Raw genomic sequence first — 16,506 nt, 5'->3', positions numbered from 1 at the left:
TGTATTGAATTTGCGACTTGGGCTTGAGGTGATTGCTTTTCCGTGGCTATCGTCTGGGGCTATGGTGAAGCGATTGAGTGGTGCTGGTGTGAACAGGTCGGCGGCGCGGAAGGCGTCGGAGGTGGCGGCGGCGAGGCAGGCGCGGCGGGCAGCGCACGAGGCTGCGGTGACGGCGGCGGTGGGGCTCTACTTCGACCGGTCCGAGCGGGCGGCGCAGGTCCGGGAAGAGGCGGGGGAGCGAGCACGCAGGATCATCACCGAGGCGGAGACCGCGGCGGCGCTGCTCGACCGGGATGCGGAAGCGGCGGTGGCACGGCTGAAGGAACTGGGCGAGCCGGTGGTGGAGATCGCGGGGATGACCGGCCTACCGGTGTCCGGGGTCCGCGCGGCTGTGACGCGAGCAGGCGTTACCCCGGCGGCCGGGTTAGACCTGGCGGAGGACAGCGACGGCCAGGACGATGCGGCGCGCGGCGGGGTTGACGTGACGGAGGCGAGCGGCGCGGCATCGGGGGAGCGGCGGGAGTGGGAGTGACGCGCGGACAGGGCCGGACCCAGGTGGGTTCGGCCCTGTCCGCGTTGGTGGGTCAGCGGTGGCGGTAGCGGACGACCATTCGGTACTCGGCCAGGTCGGCGGGGTTGCGCGGGTCGTAGAAGTCCTTCTGGCCGACGAGGACGAACCGGTGGCGTCGGGTCGGGTTGGCGTTGCCGCTGCGGCGGTGGTCGGTGGACTGGTTGGTGTGGCGCATGACGATGCCTCCTGGCGGGGTGGACCGGGTGCGGCGGTGCCCTGCGGGTCTGGCCCCGGGGTGCCGCGCTGACAGATCGGTGAGGGACCGGCCATGGTCAGCGGGCAGGCAAGAAAGCCAGGCAAAAGATCTTGGAAGCGCAGCGGCCGGGGAGCGAAGCGGACCGGGCCAAGATGTTTTGACGGCTCTTGCCTGACGCGGCCTGGTCGGTCACCACTGGGGCTGGCAAGCGCGCACCCGCGGGCCAGGCGGGCGGTCCGTACGCTCGCCCGCCGGGACGAACGGTGTGGGACACCAACGACTCCGGACAACGGCTCGGGCATCCAGTGCCCCGGGCACGGCCCGCCGCGTTCAACGGCGGGACTGCGTGCAGGGCTCCCACCGCGCCGGCCAGGATGTGCGGTGCGATTCATCCGCCGCTGCTGCGGGATGCGGCAGGGCCGTCTCCGGCACGGAACCCGTGAGGGCGCGGGATGCGTCAGCGGTCGTGGCGCCGGCCACCAGCCGGGTACTGGTGCAGCCAGTAGAAGAAGTTCTTGCTGCGCTCTTCGATGTCGGCGGCGGAGCCCGGAACGGGTCTGTCGTCGACGCGGTGCCAGACGGCGGCCAGTAGTTGGTACCAGCGGTAGTAGAGCTCTTTCAGGGCGATGGCGTGTTCGCGGTCGAGGTGGGTGCACCGGTTCCAGGCGGTGATCCACTGGCGGTGTGTGCCGTGGTGCTTGGGGTCGAACAGGTTGGCGGCGAGCATGTCGAGCTGCGTGGGGACGTCGGCAATGGTGTTGGGGACGCTGATCGGCGGGATCGGTAGGCACCTCGCCGCGTTCGGGTGGGCGGCCTCGACAACGGGTCGCAACGCCCGGTGGGCGGCGACGAGGTGAGTGCGGGCGGCGGTGAAACGCTGTTGGCTTGTTGGGGCCATGGGTCGCTCCAAAGGGGTGAGCTGGGTTAGGTGCAGTCCAGGCCGCAGGAACGGCAGACCAAGACCTGGCCGTCGGCGATCCACTGGCCATCGGGCCGGTCGTCGCGGCACATCTCCGGCGAGGGGTAGAGCCAGTCGCCTTCGACCACGCGGCGGCCGGGGTAGACGTATTCGCCGCCGTGGTGGGCGACGGGTTGGTCCCGGTAGTGCACAGGTGGGGCGGGCGCGGTCGGGATCGTGAACACCGATGGCTCCAAGAGGGTTGGGGTGTCAGCCGCCATGCGGGTCGGGGTGGAACGGCGGGCTCGGGCGGGCCAGTCGCGGTGGGAGCCCCGCGACCGGCCCGCTCCGGCGGGTGGCTCAGTGGTGGAGGAGTTCTCGGTCGGTGGTGACTTCCGGGTAGGCGTCGGCGGCGTACTGCTCGCCGTCGGCGGTGGTGACGATGTCGCCGCGACGGGTTTTGACCTGGGGTCCTGCGTGGGCGTCGGTGAACCGCATGGAGACCGACAGGTTGCGGGCCTGGACTTTCATGGCGGGTAGGTCGCTGTCGTTGATGTAGGGCAGGAGTTGCCCTGCCTCGATGATCACCTGGTCGCCGCGGGTGAGGTTGCGGGCGCGGGTGGCGAGGTCGCCCCAGCACATGACCTCGAAGAACATGGCGCGGGAGTCGACCCATTTGCCGGTGTGGTCGCGGTAGCGGTCGCGGTGCACGACGGGGAACTGGACGAACTCGCGGCCCTCGCGGGTGTGGCCGGTCTGCGGGGACGCGGTGAGCCGGGCTTCGATGACGCAGGCGAACAAGGACATGACAGGGGTGCTCCAAACGTCGACAGGGGTTCGGCGGGACGGGCGGCGGGGCCGGCCGGTGAGTGGCGACCGGCCCCGCGCGGGGGTGGGGTCAGAAGGCCGGTTCGAGGTCGCGGTCAGACGGCGCCCACGGGTCCTGCTCGGCGCCGGTGGCGGGCTTGGCGGTGCGCTGGGACTGCGCTGCGGCGAATCGCATCGAGAGGGCGACGTTCGCGGCGGTGACCTGGAGCTGACCGGCGGGCTTCTCGGTGGTCTGGTTGAGGTAGGCCCAGACGCTGAGGTCGTCGCGGGCGTCGACGATCACGGTGTCGCCCTTCTTGGCGCTCTCGGCGACCCGTTCGGCGAGTGCTTCCCAGCAGGTGACGGTGACCCACATGGTCGGCCCGTTGACCCACTCGCCGGAGGTGGTGCGCCGACGGGTGTTGTGCCCGACGCGCAGCTTGCAGACGGCCTTGCCGGCGGGGCTGAAGCGCAGTTCGGGCTCGTCGGCCAGGTTGCCCTCGAAGGTGAAGCTGAACAGCATGACGGTGCTCCCATCAGGGTGGTGCGGGGTGCGGGTGCCGGCCGGGTCGGGTGATCCGGCGCCGGGTGCCGCGCTGACGGGGCCGGTCAGAGCCCGCCCGTGGGCCGGGGCTGCAAGCAACCAGACAAAAAGATCTTGGCGTCGAGCGGAGCGAGACAAGACAGCCAAGATGTTTTTGGCTGGGCTTAGCGGCCCCGCGCCCGGGTGGGCTGACCTTCGGGTCCCTCAGCAGCGGCATCAGGCGGCCACGGATCCCACCGACCACCAACGGCCGACAACCGCACCGCACCCTGCCGGGCCCAGCACCGCACTGTTCAACCTTCGACCCGTGACCGGGGTGCGGTAGCGGCCCGCAAGCCCCGGCCCACCCCCGCTGCCGTGCGCGCTCGGCCCCACCGGCCCGGGCCCTCACCAGCGGGGGACAACGACCACCAATCGAGGTCGCGGACCGGGTTAGCGCCGGGGGCGGCGGAGACCGGCCCGCCAACCGGACGCGATCGTGCGCCGGGCCTCCGCCTGGCTCAACCCCACCGACACCGCCGCGTCGGTCAACCGGGGCCACACCACGGCCTCGTCGAGCGCTCCACTCGCGGCGAGTTGTCCGAGCCGGAACGCGGCCCGGTTCAGCGCGTTGTTGCGTCCACCGCCCGTCACCCGCTGCCCGCCCCGGAACGCCGGGCGCGGCGCGGCCAGAATCCGGCCCACCTCCCCGTCCAGCGCGGCCTGCGCGTACCGGTCGAGGTCGGCGATCGGCTCGGCCGCGACCGTCAGTACCGGCGCCGGTGGGACCACCAACCGGGCAAGCTGCGGTGGGCACTGCGGCAGTGTGCCGCCGTCCCAGGGTTGGGTGAACAGGTACCGGTGGCCGGTCGCGTGCAGCGACGGCGGCGCGACCGCTGACCCGCCCCGGCCGCGCCAGTCCACCCCGGGCAGCAACCCGATCCGACTGCCGTACCCAGTCGGGGCGAACCACAGGTGGTAGCCGAGCCCCGTACGCACGAGCGGCCCGGACGGGCGGACCACGTTGAGTAGATCGAGGACCGCGCGCAGGCCGGCGTTGGTGTCGACGTCGCACACGTCCAGCGTGGTTCCGGTGGCCAGGCCGATGTTCGCCCTCGGCCAGCGCCGCCACCACGACCGGATCAACCGGGTGTCGGTGGACGCCTCGTGCAACCCGTGCCGCAGCCGTGGATGCTTGCCGGGCGAGCCGCACCCGTCACGTTCCCGGCAGGAACAGCCCCCGCCGGGTACGGGGGTGTGTAACGGCATCACCGGGATACCGGCCTCCGCGTATCGCAAGGCCGCCCCGAGCAGACTCTCTCCCATCTCTTACCTCCCCTGCTTCCCTCCATGGTGCGTGCGGCACCCGGGCGTCTCGGCGCCTTGTTCCGGGCGCGGCGGTTTGCCCTCTTCGGGGGCCAGTGCGGCTCCGCCGCCAGACCGCAGGTGCCTATAGCAGTTGGGTGCGGGGTGGGTTGGTCTCAGGGGTGGTTGTGGGCTGGCGTGGTGGTGGTGAGGTGGCCAGGGTGTGCAGTTCGGCGGCGAGTTCCTCGGCGGCGGTGAGTTCGCGGTGGAGGTCGGCGAGTTTGTGGTGGAGGTCGACTTCTCGCTGTCGTAGCCGGTCGATGGTGTAGGTGCGGAGGTGGGCGAGGCGGGTCGGGGCCAGATGTCGGGCGTGGGCGTGCATGAGGTCGTGGAGCTGCGGGAGGGTTGTCCATCGGTGGAGCAGTGCCCGTATGGCCTCGGTGAGGTATTTGGCGCTGTGGTCGGGTACGGCGTCGTCCCAGCGTCGGCGGGTGGTGCGGCGGAGTCCGAGGTTCCCGTAGGTCATGTCCGGGATGAGTTGTGGGGTGATGTTGCCCGTGCCGCTGACTTCGATGCCGTTGACGAGAGGTCGGTCGGTACGGAAGGTGTTTGGCCTGGGCTCGAAGCCGAGCTCGACCCGGATTCGTTCCTCGGGTGTGGTGAGTGTCGGGGCGGGATCGGCGGCGATGGTGATGCTGCCGGTGAGCCGCGGCCCGGTCATCTGATAGCGGACCATGCCGGTGTCGAAGTGCAGTGTCTCGACAGCGCTGATGGTGGGGAAAGGTGCTGTCAGGGGCAGGGTGAGATGTGTCTTTCGGTCTGCGGTGGTGCTGGGTTCCTGCCGAGGGGGTTCGTCGGGGTGGCTCTGCGCTGGGGTGGTCACTGTTCGGCCCGTTCGTAGTAGGCGCCTCGGCGGCGTTGGAGAGTTTCTCGGCGGCGAGTCGGAGGTGGTGCAGTTCGTCGGGGGTGAGTTGGTCGAGAGCGTCTTTGGTGGTTTGTGGGTCGCGCTTGATGAGGGCGGTGGGGGACGGGAGCGGCAGTCCGCGGGGCGGTCGGCGCCGGGTGGCATCCCGGTCAGTCGGTGAGGGTCATGCCATTTCGGCCATGTGCGCCCGGTAGGCGCGGCCGGCGAGTTCCCGCTGTGGGCCGCTGAGGTCGCCGTCGCCGTGCACCACCTCACCGGCGGTGCGGGCGAGGGTGTCCAACTCGTCACCGGAGAACTGCGCGGCTACGCCTCCCACGGTCACCACCCGCTGCACGGCATCGCGTGCCGGCGTGGTCGGAGAAGCGGCCGGTTCGTTGTACGCCAGGGTCACGCTGTCGACGGACCACGACTCGTCCTGGGCGGTGTCGAAGTAGAGACGGGTGACCTCTTCGTCGGCGGTGGGCGGGTCGACTGGGCAACCGTGGTGGCCGGACACCTCCGGCCACCACTCCCGGGCGAACTCGGCTACACCGCGCCTCGCGGCACTCTCCGACTGGTGGACCTCGACGGTCGTGCCGTGCCGGTGCGAGATCGACACCACCCACAGCTCACCGGCCGGCATGTTCTTCGGCTCGTTACGCTGCCGCTGCGCCTCGGCGATCGCGTCAGGCACCGTCAGTTCCCGCAGATCTCCCTCGTACCACCAGCGGGCATGGGTCAGCCCTCCGCCGGGCTGGATGACGAGGGGGCTGGTCTCGGGTGCGGAGATGAAGAAGCCGCGCCCGTAGTCTTCGGCCAACTCGAGCCGAATCTCGATCGCGTCGCGTGTGTCGGTGTCGAGGTCGGGCATCACCGGCCCGCCGTACGCCTCGGCCTCGGCGCGCGTCACCGCGTCGGGGTGCGCCCCGATCTGGCCGTCGGACGGGCAGTGCCACAGCATCCGCCGCTCGGCGTCCCAGACAGCGCGTAGCTTCGCCGCCACCTCTGGGTCGTCGTAGCTGATCTCGAATGCCACCCGGTGCGCGCCGGGGAACACCTTCGTGAGCATCTCGGCGGCCTGCCCGGCTTCCAGCGTCGCGTACCGGCCGGCGGCGGTGTCGGCGGCATTCTTCGCGGCCTGTCTCAGCGGGTCGACGGTGAGGCCGCTGCTCACGTGTGGGTTGTCCAGTCGCGCCGCCACTCGGGGCCGGGTGGTGAAGGTGCGCAGGTCGATGGTCGTGCTGGTCATGGTCGTTTCCTTCGTGGCGAGGTTGGGTGTGCCGTAGAACGGAGACGATCGCGGCCCTTGTCGTGGGCTGGCGGTCGTCTCGGAGTGGGCGGAGCGGATTTATGTCGCGTTCGGGTCGCGGTCGTGACCCGGGGGTGCCGTAGTTGGCATTGCCGCAGGAGCAGCCCTGAACGCCGTCCCGGCTTCGTCGTCCGGGTTCTCACTTCGCTGCACGTCGAGCAGGAAGTCGATGAACTGCCGCTGCGTCTCGTCGTCGGCGGCGTCCAGGAACCGCCGCGCCAGCCCGTCGAGCGTCGCGTCGGTCCACCCCTGCTCCACCGATCAGGTGCGCGATCAGGTCCAGGCTCCGGGTCGTGTGCCGGCTCTGCTGGTTCGCCTGGGCGTCGGGGCGGTTCTGCTGGTCAGGGCTAGGCATAGTCATCCTCGTGAAGGTGTTGGGGAATCCTGGGCATGGCCTGCAGGGCGTGACCGAGGGTGCGAGGTCGCACGGCACGCAGCGTCACGGCGAATACGGCCGTAGCTGGGTGCGGTCGGTGACGTGGGCACGGACGGTGGGGTCGCCGACGGTGTGGATTTCGACGCCGGCTTCGCCCCAGTCGTCGACGACCTTGTAGGGCCAGTCCGGGTCGCCGTGCCAGACGAGGTCACCGGGCTGGTACTCGACGCCGGGCAGCGGCACCATCTGGTCGCCGCCCTCGTCGTGCCAGCGGCGGATATCCGCGTCGATGTCGGTGTGGTTCCCGCGGTCGTTGATGTACCAGGCGCGGGGGAACACCCCATGGGTGACCATGGCGCGGGCGAGCGCGATCTCGGCGACCTCGCGACTGGGATAGGTCCCGACGGTGCTGCCGTCGAGCGCGACGTGGTACCGGTCCCGGTCGACCGAGATGCAGGCGTCGGACTCGTCGGGGATGTCCCACCAATCGGCGAGAATGTCCCTGGCGGCGTTCTCGCTGAGGTGCCGCAGCCGCTCGGACAGGCTGGACGCGTCCTCGTGGTCCCGGCCGATGTTGATGCGTACGGTGGTGCCGTCGGCGGACACCATCAGCTCGACGTCCCCGGTGTCGTGGCGCTCGACGTGGAACCTCGGCGCGTTGTCGCGGAGGGTGAGGTCGGCCATCAAAGGTCGCCCGGCTGCGTCTCGAGCCGGATCTGGTGGTGCCACACCGACACCCCGATCCCGTGACGCCTCCACCGGGTCGACCAGGCGGTGATGGTGTTCAGACCGCTGACGCCGCAGACCGAGCGGTCGTCTGTCCGGACCAGCACCCGCTGCCCGGCGACGAACAGCACGTCCCCGTGCGGCGAGTTCCGGAACCGGATCTCGTCGTTCACCCGGCCGAACACCCAGCCGGCGAAGTACGTATCGCCGTACTGCGGGTACCGGCCGTAGTCCGAGGCGATGAGCGCCATCCGGGTGCGTGCCTGCTCCAGCGTCATCGACTCCAGGACGTCGTCCGGAACGGCCGGGTGAGAGGCGAGGGCGACGACCTCGACGTCAACGCCGGGAAGCGTGGTGAGTGTTCCCGTGTCGGCGGTCACGGTGATCTGCCCGCTTTGATGGTCGACGCCGGTGACGAGCAGTTGCTTGCGCTCGCCGACGAGGCGGACGGCATCGCCGTCAGCGATCACATGGCCGGACCTACCGCTGTTGGTGAGAGTCCGCTCAGCGGCAACCCGGTCGAGGACCGGATTGCCGGGGGTGTGGACGTAGTCACGGATGGTCTTGGCAGTCATATCTACTCCTCAGCGCGTCGGGAGGTTGCGGGGTGGTCTGTCGAGCCGGGCGCCCCAGACGTGCGGGCGGCGGGTCATCGGCCGCGCTGGTCAGTAGTCGTCATTCGGGGCGGTGGCGGCACCGTCGGCGGCAGCGAAGACAGCAGCCGGCACGGGTGCCCTGCCCGGGTAGATGGCGAGCCACTGGTGGGTCTGAAAGTCGCGGGGTCGGCTGTCGGTGAGGGTGACGGTCACCCAGTCGCCGAGTTCGCGGCGGTGTTCGACCGGCCCGACCGCGGCGACGGGTCCGGCGAAGTACCGCCACAGCTGGCGTTGTCCGCCGGAGTGCTGCCACAGCCCTTTGACCAGGTCGCCGGGGTGCAGGTCCTGCGGGTGGCGGTCTACCGGGTCGCCGTCGGGCAGCCGCCACGACGGTGCCTGCCCGTCCGCGAGCAGGGACGCCACGATGTCCGGCACGAGTTCGCCGGCCTCCAGACGGTCGAACACCGCGAGGTACGCGGCCGACAGGCGGCGGCTCTCGCTGACCGTCTCCGGGTCGGCGGTGCCGGGCCAGAACGCGGTGACCTCGGCGTCGCTGGCCGACAGGTCCAGGCCGTGAACGAGACGCTGCGCCCAGCGGACATGCCGGGCACGCTCCTGCTCGGCCGGGTCGTAGCCGGCGATCCGCGCACCGTGCTCCAGGCGCTGCCACCGCTCGACGGCGGTGGCGAGGTCGACGGGCCAAGGCTGCCCGTGCGGGGTGTCGTACTGCAGGCCGTCGCGGCGGCGGCCGAAGATCTCGTCGAAGGGTGCCTTCTGCGGCCACATCCGGTTGTCGAGACTGACAGTCTTGCGGTTCACCCGCGTCACCCGGTACCACCCGTGCGACCCGACCCGGACCAGGTCGTCCTTGGCCAGGTTGTCCGGCCCCCACGCCACGAACTCCCCGGACGCGGCGCGGTCGGCGAGCTTGGCCTCCTGGTGGGCGATGTCCTCGGCCAGCCGGTCGATCTCCCGCTGTACCCGCGCCTGGTACTCCGCGCTGGTGTTGGCCTCGGTGGCGGCGGCGTGTTCGCGTTCCGCGCGGCGTAGGTCGGCCCGGAGTCGTTCGAGCCGTCGCATGATCGCCCGAGGGTTGTCCTTCGCGTCCTCATGCGCGCGCACCGCGTTGGCCCGTTCGGCGAGGTCGCCCGCGTACTGGTCCTCCTTGATCGCCTTGTTCATATTGGTCCGGGCCCGTTCGCGGCGGTTGTTGTCGGCGGCGTAGGAGTGGTGGCCGGGCATCTTCGGCTGCCCGAACGGAATCGCCTCGTAGACCCGGTCCGCCGCGGCCTGCCGGTCGTCGCGGCGTGACGCGGCGGCGCCGGCCCGTTCGTGGAGCCGGTCGGCGCGCTCGTCAGCGCGGACCGCGCGGTCGGCTTCACGGTCGGCGGTCGGCCGCCACTGGTCGTCGACCTCGATCTCGACGTCGAAACCGTTGCCGCGCAGCGCCTGCGCGGCGGCGTCGATACGCCACCGCTGGACGTCGCGGTCACGGCTGCCACGGATGTAGATCCCCACCGACGGCGACCAGCGGAACCCATGCGGCTTGACCAACTCGTAGACGCCATCACCCTTCCGAGAACCGGTCAGGACGGTGCCGTCCGCGTGTGAATGCGAAATAATGATCATGGTGGTGCTCCTTGAGGGGTGTTGAACGCAAAAAGCCCGGCCCGCGCTGGGGCGCGGACCGGGCGAGAGAAGAGCGAAGCGGCGGCCTCCGGGTCAGCGGAGGCTCAGCGGGGCTACGAGGGGCGAATGGCCGCGCAGTCGTGTGCGGCGTGGGCGCTGAGTAGGCCGGCGAGGCCGTCACCGGATCTGATCATGACGGTGCGGGTGTCGCAGGCGGGGCATGTCAGCCAGTCACCGTCGTCGTCAGCGCTGATGTAGGTGTCCGGATGCGCGAAGGGCAGGCGCCCGGGGCAGCGGGACGCGGCACTGGTCGAGGGCAGCTTGATCGGTGACAGGGCCTGTAGTTGGTCGGCTAGGGAGTAGGCCGCGGTGAGGTCGCGCCGGACCTCGGTCAGGAGACGGTGGTCGAGGAGGATCTGACCGTGGGTCCACCGCTTGAGTCGGGCGTTCGCGGTGGTCCGGGCCGCCGCGTGCATCAACTCTTTGACGTCGAGCCGGCGGTAGGAGTCGGCGAGCGTGCTGATCACGGTCAGGAGATACCGGCGGCTGCGATCGGGCAACTCAGCGGTGGTCTCGGGGCGGGTGCCCTTTGCCCGGTCGGGCACTCGTAGCAGATCCAAGCGGTGCTGCCAGGTCGGGTCATCAAGGTGGACGACGGCGCCGCCTTTCGCGGTGATGCCATGGACGACGGGCAGATCGTCCTGATAGTCCGCGAAGAGGTGGTCGCCGTCACCGAGCTGGATGATGATCTGCTCGGGGATGGCCTGGTCATCGAGGATGCCGGGTTTGAACGCGATCGAGCCGCGTAGGTGCGGCCCGGTCACCTGGTAGCAGACGACGCCGGTCGCCCGGACGTCAGACGCGACGGTAACCAGGCCGTAGCCGGCCAGGGCGTGAATGGACTCGGTCATAGCAAAACCCCCTGGGTTGAATCGGGGTTGGGCTGGTGAGGGGCGGCACAGCTGTCGCCGATCGCCGCGTACGGCGTCGGGATCGGCGGTCCGCCGGTGCGTGGATGTGTCAGGTGCGGCGGAACACGGCGATGCCGCTGCCGGGGACCCTGACGTCGCGGACGGAATCGCGGAACAGGTGCTCGACGAACGCTTCCGTGTGGAAGAACCGATCAGGGATACCTGCGGCCCGCAGCGCCCCGGTCCAGCCGCTTCGGTCGCGTTCGACGGTGGCGAAATCGTGGCGACCGGAATGAACTCCGACGTACGCGGTGTCGAACGCGGCGGTGATCTGGTCGGCGGTGAGATCGCTGTTGGTGGCACCCTCGGCGTGCAGCCAGTCCCCGACGACCGACGGCAGCAGGTCGTGGGTGGCGGCGAGGGCTTCGATGACGCACAGCACCTCGACGTCGAGACGGTCGCGGAGGCGGCCGTAGTCGCCGTACCCGAACGCGTCGACGATCAGGACCGGGCCGGTCGTATCGCAGACCTGCCGCAGATGAGTTAGCGACTCGGCAGGGTCGGTGGTGATCCGGGTCCAGTGGGTGAGTGTCGGGTCGGCCGGGTCGGCGACCAGCACCTGGGTACCCGAATCACTCCGGTACGGTTCGGGCCCGGGGCTGCGGTCGTTGCTGGCGTCACGTAACCGGGCCAGGCACGTGATGGCGCCGCGCGACAGGTGGGACAGGGCGACGACGGCTTGGGCCTGGTGGCGAAGCTGGTAGCTGGTCAGCGTGGCGGCAGGGGTGACGACCCGTGCGCCGTAGGTGAGCCACGCGACCGGGGTTCCGTCGCAGGAGACGACGTAATAAATCGAGTCACCGGTTACCGGCGTCCCCCGCTCCCGGTAGACGCTGTCGTGTAGCAGCGCGGCGGCCTCGGGCGTCAGGGCGCCTGCTGGGATGGGCGCGTGGCTGCGGTAGCGCAGCGACTGGCCTTGAATCCGTCCGGCGTTCGTGTCGATGAGGTGCCGCATCTCCCGCAGCGCCTCGGTCTGCGAACTCCGACTCATCACAGCCCCCCGATATCGCGACGATTCGCGGAAGGGCGTCGTGGCGGGTCTGCCGGGGACCCGTGGTTCACGGCCGGTCCCTGCGTGTCGGGCTTCGGGAACGCGTACCGGAACGTGTCGAGGTCCTCCAGAACGAGCGCGAGCCAGGGCCGCCGCTGGCGGGCCGCAGCCCGTAGGAGGTCGATCAGGACACGGCCGTCGGGGAACCGCTGGGTCAGTTCGAGGTGCTCGACGAAGTCGTCGCCACCGATCTCGTCGGTGTGCCCGAGTTCCTGGCGGGTGCCTGAGCCCCAGCCGTCGGCGTAGACGACCTGCTGGCCGGCGTCGGGCCGGCCCGGATCGGCGGGCGGGCCGGGGATGCCGTTGCTCATCAGGTAGGTGCCGTCGTCCTTGACCCATAGCAGCGCCGGTACGGCGGGCAGGCCCTCTTCCTCGCGGGTCAGCGACCGGACGTGATCCGGTGCGGTGAGTGCGTGCTCGGCCAGGCCCAGCGCCTGGTCCAGGGGGAACAGCAGGGTGATCATCGGCGGGTTTCCTTCGTCAGTTGTAGGTCGGGTGGGACGGTGCTGGTCCAGGTGAAGGTCATGGCGTCCAGGACCGAGCGGCCGTCGACGGTCACCGCGAGCCCGAAGTCGTCGCCGTCGTCGGTGAGCACCTCGACGCTCAGGTCGGCGCTGCGGTCGGTGGGCTGGTACACGCGGACCACGTACTTGTCCGCCGTGACGGCGGCGACCTGCAGCCCGTAGCGGGTCTCGGTCACCTCGGCGTCGATCTCCCACGCCTCATCGATCAGCGGCCGTCCGCTGCCCGAGATCAGCCCACACAGCAGCTCGACCACGTCGGCGCCGGAAGGGTCCGCCTCGCGGTTGAGGAACGCGGTCAGCTCGTCGACGATCACGGTGTCCGGATGCCGGTCGCCGGTCATCGCGCGCCTCCAGCGGCGGCCAGGATGTGGTTGCGGAGGCGGTCCCAGGATTCCTCTGGCAGCACGCCGAGCGCCCGTGCCTCGTCAAGGTGGTCCAGTGCCGCCGCATGGTCGCCCGCGTCGAATGCCGTCTGGGCCGCGGTGAACGCTGTTTCTCCCTGCTCGCGGCGCAGGTCGTCCCATTGCTGGGGGTTGCGGACCGGACCGGTGTCGGTGAGGGCCTCGGGGTGGGTGCGGCCGTGGGTGTAGATCCAGTCCCACTCGTCGCGGGTGGCTTTGACGATTTCGGCGACGTACCGGCAGCCGTCCCCGGTGACCCGTTGGTAGCCGGGGCCGTGTTGTTCGAAGGCGAGCAGGATCTGCCGCTGGCGAATACGCACCAGCCGAGCGTCCCGGTCGTCCGGGATCGTGCCAGTAGTGGCCTGAGGGTTGATGGTCATGTGCGGTTCCGATCACGTCGGGGGGTTGTGCAGGGGTGGGGCTCCGCCGGAGATGGCCTCGACGAGCCAGGCGATGAGGTCCCAGGGCGCCGAAGCGGCAAGACGGCGGGAGGCCAGCGCATCGCGCTGACCTCCCGCGAAAGGGGGTGAGGTGTCAGACGGTGGTCAGGGACTCGGACTCGGTGAGTTCGGCGAGGGCGGAATCCGTGACCAGGTCCTCGATCGGTGAGCCGTCCTCGGGATCTGCTCCCTGCCCGTCGCCCGGTTCGCCGAGCTCACCGTCAGCGGCGGCGTCGTTTGCTGGCAGCTCGATCTCGGCCACCTCGGCGTCAAGGTCCGGATCGAGTTCCGGATCGAGGTCCGGGTCGGTGTTTTCGTCAGGTTCCTCGTCGCCGTGCAGGGACTTCCGCAGCGTGGTTTCCGCGTCGGAGAGGGTGTAGCCGTCGGCGACGAGTTGGTCGAGCCAGAACGCCGCCGAGTCGGCGTCGAAGCTCCAGGTTCGTTCGGTGGCGGCGTAGCCGAGGTTGCGCTCGTGGGCGCAGATCCACTGCGCGACCAGGCACCGGCGTAGCCGGTCCTCGCCGGCCGCCAGGACCACGTCCATGCCGTGACCACCCAACGCCGTGTAGAGGTCGTCGGCGTCGGCGAACCGGATCGAGCCGGTGTCGGCGACGGCGTTGCGCAGGGCCTCGGGGAACAGGCGCTTCGCGGCGCGGGCGGAGGCGTAGGACTTGCGGTAGAAGTCCTGCCGCACGGTGGTGGCGAGGGTGAGGTTCTCGAGGTACTCGGCGTGGACCCGCTCGGCCTCCTCGCGCTTGGCCAGCTCTTCTTTCGACAGTTGGGTGGCGAATCTGTTGAAGCGGGTGTAGCCGTACCGGTCCGGGTCGGTGCAGTACACCACCGCCCGTGCGGCGTCGCCGAGGCCCTTCTCCACGAAGGCGGCGAACCCCGGCCGTGTCATCACCGCATCTGGATCGAGGCGCTGCCCGTCGGCGTCGACCAACGCCTCGGCGGCCACCTCGACACCGCTGTACGGGAATCCCTTCGGCTTCCCGGTGACCTTCACCCCGGCGAGAACCAGCTCGGCCTTGAGCCGTTCCTTCGCCGCGCCGAAGACACGCTTGGACCGCTCCGAGGCGATCGCGTGCCGCAGTCCCCACGCCGACCCTGTCGCCTTGAGGATCCGGGTGAGGGCGGCGGGTTCCTCGGTGAACTCGGCGAGCGCGGCGGCGTCCTCCAGGGTGAGAGCACCAGCGTCGGCGGCCCCACGGGCCGCCTGCGGAAGCGCACGCAGTTGCAGGGTCTGCTTGACCTGCGCCGTGGGGATCGCCCTCACCTTCGCGATCTGCTCCGGGGTCCAGTCCAGCAGGGTGAGCTGGTGAAACGCCTCGGCTTCCTCGGTCGGGGTCAGGCCGATCCGGTGGCCGTTCTCCGCGAGCTGGGCGACGATCTGCAACGCGGCGCCTTCGTCGGCGGCGACCCAGCACGGCACCTGGCTCATCCCCAGGTCGATCGCGGCGTACTTACGACGGTGCCCGATGATCAGCTGGAACACGTCGTCGCGGCCCTCGACCGGGATGACGACCAGGGGGCACAGAACCCCGACCACAGCCATCGAAGCTTTCAGGTCGGCCAGGTCACCGATGTCCGTGCGGAGGTTGCGCGGGTTGTCGACCAACTCGGTCGGATCGACGTACTCCGACCGGAGCGCAGGCAGATCGGGCGTTGGAATCAGAGCGAGGTCCTGACCGACGATCTCGCCGGTGAGGACCTCGTCAGAAGCGGTGAGGATCTCGTCAGAATCGGAAGTGGAACGGGTCAGGGTGGCTGTAGACACAGAGGGTCCTTCCAAGATGAGGGGGAACGGAGATAGGGAGAAGGCCGCGCATTGGCCGGCGGGGTGGCCGGGTGAGCGGTGCTGGCCCGATCCGTGAAGGCCGACCGATCGGCGCGGACCCGCAAGACCCACCCCCGGCCGCGTCCACGCAGCCGGGCACGGTTGGGACGGGGTGGGCCTTGCGGGGCCAGCCGCGGTCGGCCAGGATCGAGGGCCAGCAACCGCACCCCGGCATACCGCCGCAGGAGAGGGGCGAACCCAGGGCTTCGCGGTGACTGAACAGGTCAGCGACGGTCAGGCGGCGGCGAGGTGCAGCGCCTGGATGGCGGTGGATTCCAGTTCGTGGGCCGCGTCGGCGTCGGTCAGGGTCTGCGCGACCGACGTGACGGCGTGCATGACGCCGCCGGCGGACAGGTCCGCGCCGGCGATGAAGTGCGCGAGGATGGCCTGCTGCTGCTCCTCGGTGTACCGCAACTGCTGTCCGACCACCTTCAGCGTGGTGTTCGGGTCAGTGATCGGAGTGCCCGCTGCGGCTTCCAACTCCCGCAACGCCTGCGCGATGTAGTCCGCGTCGAGGAACGCGGTCACCGCGTCCGTGGTCCGCGACGTGATCAATTCCAGGGTCTTTCGAGTCGTCGCCTCCGACGCGGCGACCACCCCATCGTCAGCCGTCATCCGCGACCCGATGTGCGCCCGACGCAGGGCGTCGCGGCGCAGCGTCATGCCGTTGCGGCAGACCTCGAACCGCACCCACGGCGAGATGGAGAACGCCCCGCAGCCGGTCTCGGAGTTGCGGATCAGGAATCCGGCCGACACGATCGGCAGGTCGGCACCGGCCCTACCGTCGAACGGCGACCGGTAGCGGGACAGCAGCCGGGGCGCGGCCACCTGCACCTGCGGTGAGTAGACCCGCAGATACATGCGCCGGTCGGTCAGGTCGCAACCGGCGAACCGGACGTGGACACCGGCTTGGCGGATCCCGTCGAGGGCGGCGAAGAGGACGTCGAGGTTGTCGATGCGGGCGTACCGGTCCGACAGCACCGCCCGGGCGACACCGCCGCCGGTGTTGCCGCGCAGGCAGCGGACCAGGAAGGTGCGGTGGTCGCGTTCCAACCACCCGTTGACGTTGTCGTCCCACAGATCCGGGTGCTCGGCAGCCAACCGCCGCAGGTAAGCGACGGGGATACCGAGCTTGTCGGCCAGGCCGGTGTTGGCCACATCGTTCGGGGTGTACGTGCCAGCGGTCATCGTCACCCCGTCCGGGCCGAGTTGCGGCTCGGTACCGTCGAGGACCAGATTCCCGCCGACCGCGCGCATCCGCCCGGCCCCGGCCTTCACATCCACCACCCGGGTGGACTGGTCGGCGAGCATACGGCGGAGCTGGTCGAGTTCCACGTTCCGGTTGGCCGGAACAGTAATCATCGGAGACACAGAAGGCACTCCTTACGACAATGAGGGGAAGAGAGAGACCGCCCGGCCTCGTGGCGGAACGTGGCCTGGTC

General features: G+C 70.1%; 20 protein-coding genes. 1 reads left to right on the top strand and 19 read right to left on the bottom strand.

Translation table 11 applies throughout. The features are described 5' to 3' along the window. Positions 1–73: 73 nt before the first annotated feature. Positions 74–532 (top strand): hypothetical protein, encoded by a 459-nt coding sequence (locus tag BDK92_RS38980; protein ID WP_211349197.1) that lies wholly within the window; start codon positions 74–76, stop codon positions 530–532. A 52-nt stretch (positions 533–584) separates the two neighbouring features. Here the strand turns inward: BDK92_RS38980 and BDK92_RS38975 are convergent, their stop codons facing one another. From BDK92_RS38975 to BDK92_RS12945, 19 genes are all read right to left on the bottom strand, one after another. After that, a complete protein-coding gene (locus tag BDK92_RS38975; RefSeq protein WP_170208567.1) occupies positions 585–746 on the bottom strand; it encodes a hypothetical protein in 162 nt (53 codons plus the stop codon). 478 nt (positions 747–1,224) lie between these two features. Beyond that, positions 1,225–1,665, bottom strand: coding sequence for a hypothetical protein (locus BDK92_RS13035; RefSeq protein ID WP_121156955.1), 441 nt, complete (start codon positions 1,663–1,665; stop codon positions 1,225–1,227). Between the two features lie 26 nt (positions 1,666–1,691). Beyond that, positions 1,692–1,910 (bottom strand): hypothetical protein, encoded by a 219-nt coding sequence (locus tag BDK92_RS13030; protein WP_147456979.1) that lies wholly within the window; start codon positions 1,908–1,910, stop codon positions 1,692–1,694. Positions 1,911–2,025: 115 nt separating this feature from the next. Beyond that, the gene (locus BDK92_RS13025; RefSeq protein ID WP_121156953.1) at positions 2,026–2,472 is read right to left on the bottom strand and encodes a single-stranded DNA-binding protein; all 447 of its coding nucleotides are present in this window, start codon (positions 2,470–2,472) and stop codon (positions 2,026–2,028) included. A gap of 91 nt (positions 2,473–2,563) precedes the next feature. Beyond that, positions 2,564–2,995, bottom strand: coding sequence for a single-stranded DNA-binding protein (locus tag BDK92_RS13020; protein ID WP_121156952.1), 432 nt, complete (start codon positions 2,993–2,995; stop codon positions 2,564–2,566). A 453-nt stretch (positions 2,996–3,448) separates the two neighbouring features. Next, positions 3,449–4,321, bottom strand: coding sequence for a bifunctional DNA primase/polymerase (locus BDK92_RS13015; RefSeq protein WP_121156951.1), 873 nt, complete (start codon positions 4,319–4,321; stop codon positions 3,449–3,451). A gap of 124 nt (positions 4,322–4,445) precedes the next feature. Beyond that, on the bottom strand, positions 4,446–5,021 hold the full coding sequence (locus BDK92_RS13010; RefSeq protein ID WP_147456978.1) for a hypothetical protein: 576 nt from the start codon (positions 5,019–5,021) through the stop codon (positions 4,446–4,448). 367 nt (positions 5,022–5,388) lie between these two features. Beyond that, entirely contained in the window at positions 5,389–6,453 is a 1,065-nt protein-coding gene (locus tag BDK92_RS13000; protein ID WP_121156948.1) for a hypothetical protein, read from the bottom strand. A 99-nt stretch (positions 6,454–6,552) separates the two neighbouring features. Continuing rightward, a complete protein-coding gene (locus tag BDK92_RS12995) occupies positions 6,553–6,771 on the bottom strand; it encodes a hypothetical protein (protein WP_121156947.1) in 219 nt (72 codons plus the stop codon). Positions 6,772–6,952: 181 nt separating this feature from the next. Beyond that, a complete protein-coding gene (locus BDK92_RS12990; protein ID WP_121156946.1) occupies positions 6,953–7,573 on the bottom strand; it encodes a hypothetical protein in 621 nt (206 codons plus the stop codon). Beyond that, positions 7,573–8,190, bottom strand: coding sequence for a hypothetical protein (locus tag BDK92_RS12985; RefSeq protein WP_121156945.1), 618 nt, complete (start codon positions 8,188–8,190; stop codon positions 7,573–7,575). Before BDK92_RS12985 ends, BDK92_RS12990 begins: the two co-directional genes overlap by 1 nt. A gap of 90 nt (positions 8,191–8,280) precedes the next feature. After that, the gene (locus BDK92_RS12980) at positions 8,281–9,840 is read right to left on the bottom strand and encodes a DUF3560 domain-containing protein (protein ID WP_121156944.1); all 1,560 of its coding nucleotides are present in this window, start codon (positions 9,838–9,840) and stop codon (positions 8,281–8,283) included. Between the two features lie 113 nt (positions 9,841–9,953). Next, positions 9,954–10,751, bottom strand: a complete 798-nt coding sequence (locus BDK92_RS12975; RefSeq protein WP_121156943.1) for a hypothetical protein — start codon at positions 10,749–10,751, stop codon at positions 9,954–9,956. Between the two features lie 109 nt (positions 10,752–10,860). Beyond that, positions 10,861–11,802 (bottom strand): hypothetical protein, encoded by a 942-nt coding sequence (locus BDK92_RS12970; protein ID WP_121156942.1) that lies wholly within the window; start codon positions 11,800–11,802, stop codon positions 10,861–10,863. Then, positions 11,802–12,326, bottom strand: coding sequence for a DUF3085 domain-containing protein (locus tag BDK92_RS12965; protein ID WP_121156941.1), 525 nt, complete (start codon positions 12,324–12,326; stop codon positions 11,802–11,804). Before BDK92_RS12965 ends, BDK92_RS12970 begins: the two co-directional genes overlap by 1 nt. After that, positions 12,323–12,727, bottom strand: a complete 405-nt coding sequence (locus BDK92_RS12960) for a hypothetical protein (RefSeq protein WP_121156940.1) — start codon at positions 12,725–12,727, stop codon at positions 12,323–12,325. Before BDK92_RS12960 ends, BDK92_RS12965 begins: the two co-directional genes overlap by 4 nt. Continuing rightward, on the bottom strand, positions 12,724–13,107 hold the full coding sequence (locus tag BDK92_RS12955) for a hypothetical protein (protein WP_147456977.1): 384 nt from the start codon (positions 13,105–13,107) through the stop codon (positions 12,724–12,726). Before BDK92_RS12955 ends, BDK92_RS12960 begins: the two co-directional genes overlap by 4 nt. Positions 13,108–13,321: 214 nt before the next feature. Then, on the bottom strand, positions 13,322–15,004 hold the full coding sequence (locus BDK92_RS12950) for a ParB/RepB/Spo0J family partition protein (protein ID WP_170208566.1): 1,683 nt from the start codon (positions 15,002–15,004) through the stop codon (positions 13,322–13,324). A 294-nt stretch (positions 15,005–15,298) separates the two neighbouring features. Beyond that, positions 15,299–16,426, bottom strand: coding sequence for a DUF932 domain-containing protein (locus BDK92_RS12945; RefSeq protein WP_121156937.1), 1,128 nt, complete (start codon positions 16,424–16,426; stop codon positions 15,299–15,301). Between the last annotated feature and the right edge of the window lie 80 nt (positions 16,427–16,506).

Origin of the sequence: Micromonospora pisi (genome assembly GCF_003633685.1) — a bacterium.
Classification (GTDB): Bacteria; Actinomycetota; Actinomycetes; order Mycobacteriales; family Micromonosporaceae; genus Micromonospora_G; species Micromonospora_G pisi.
The sequence above is the reverse complement of the archived record's forward strand: the minus strand, read 5'-3'. Positions and strand labels throughout refer to the sequence as shown.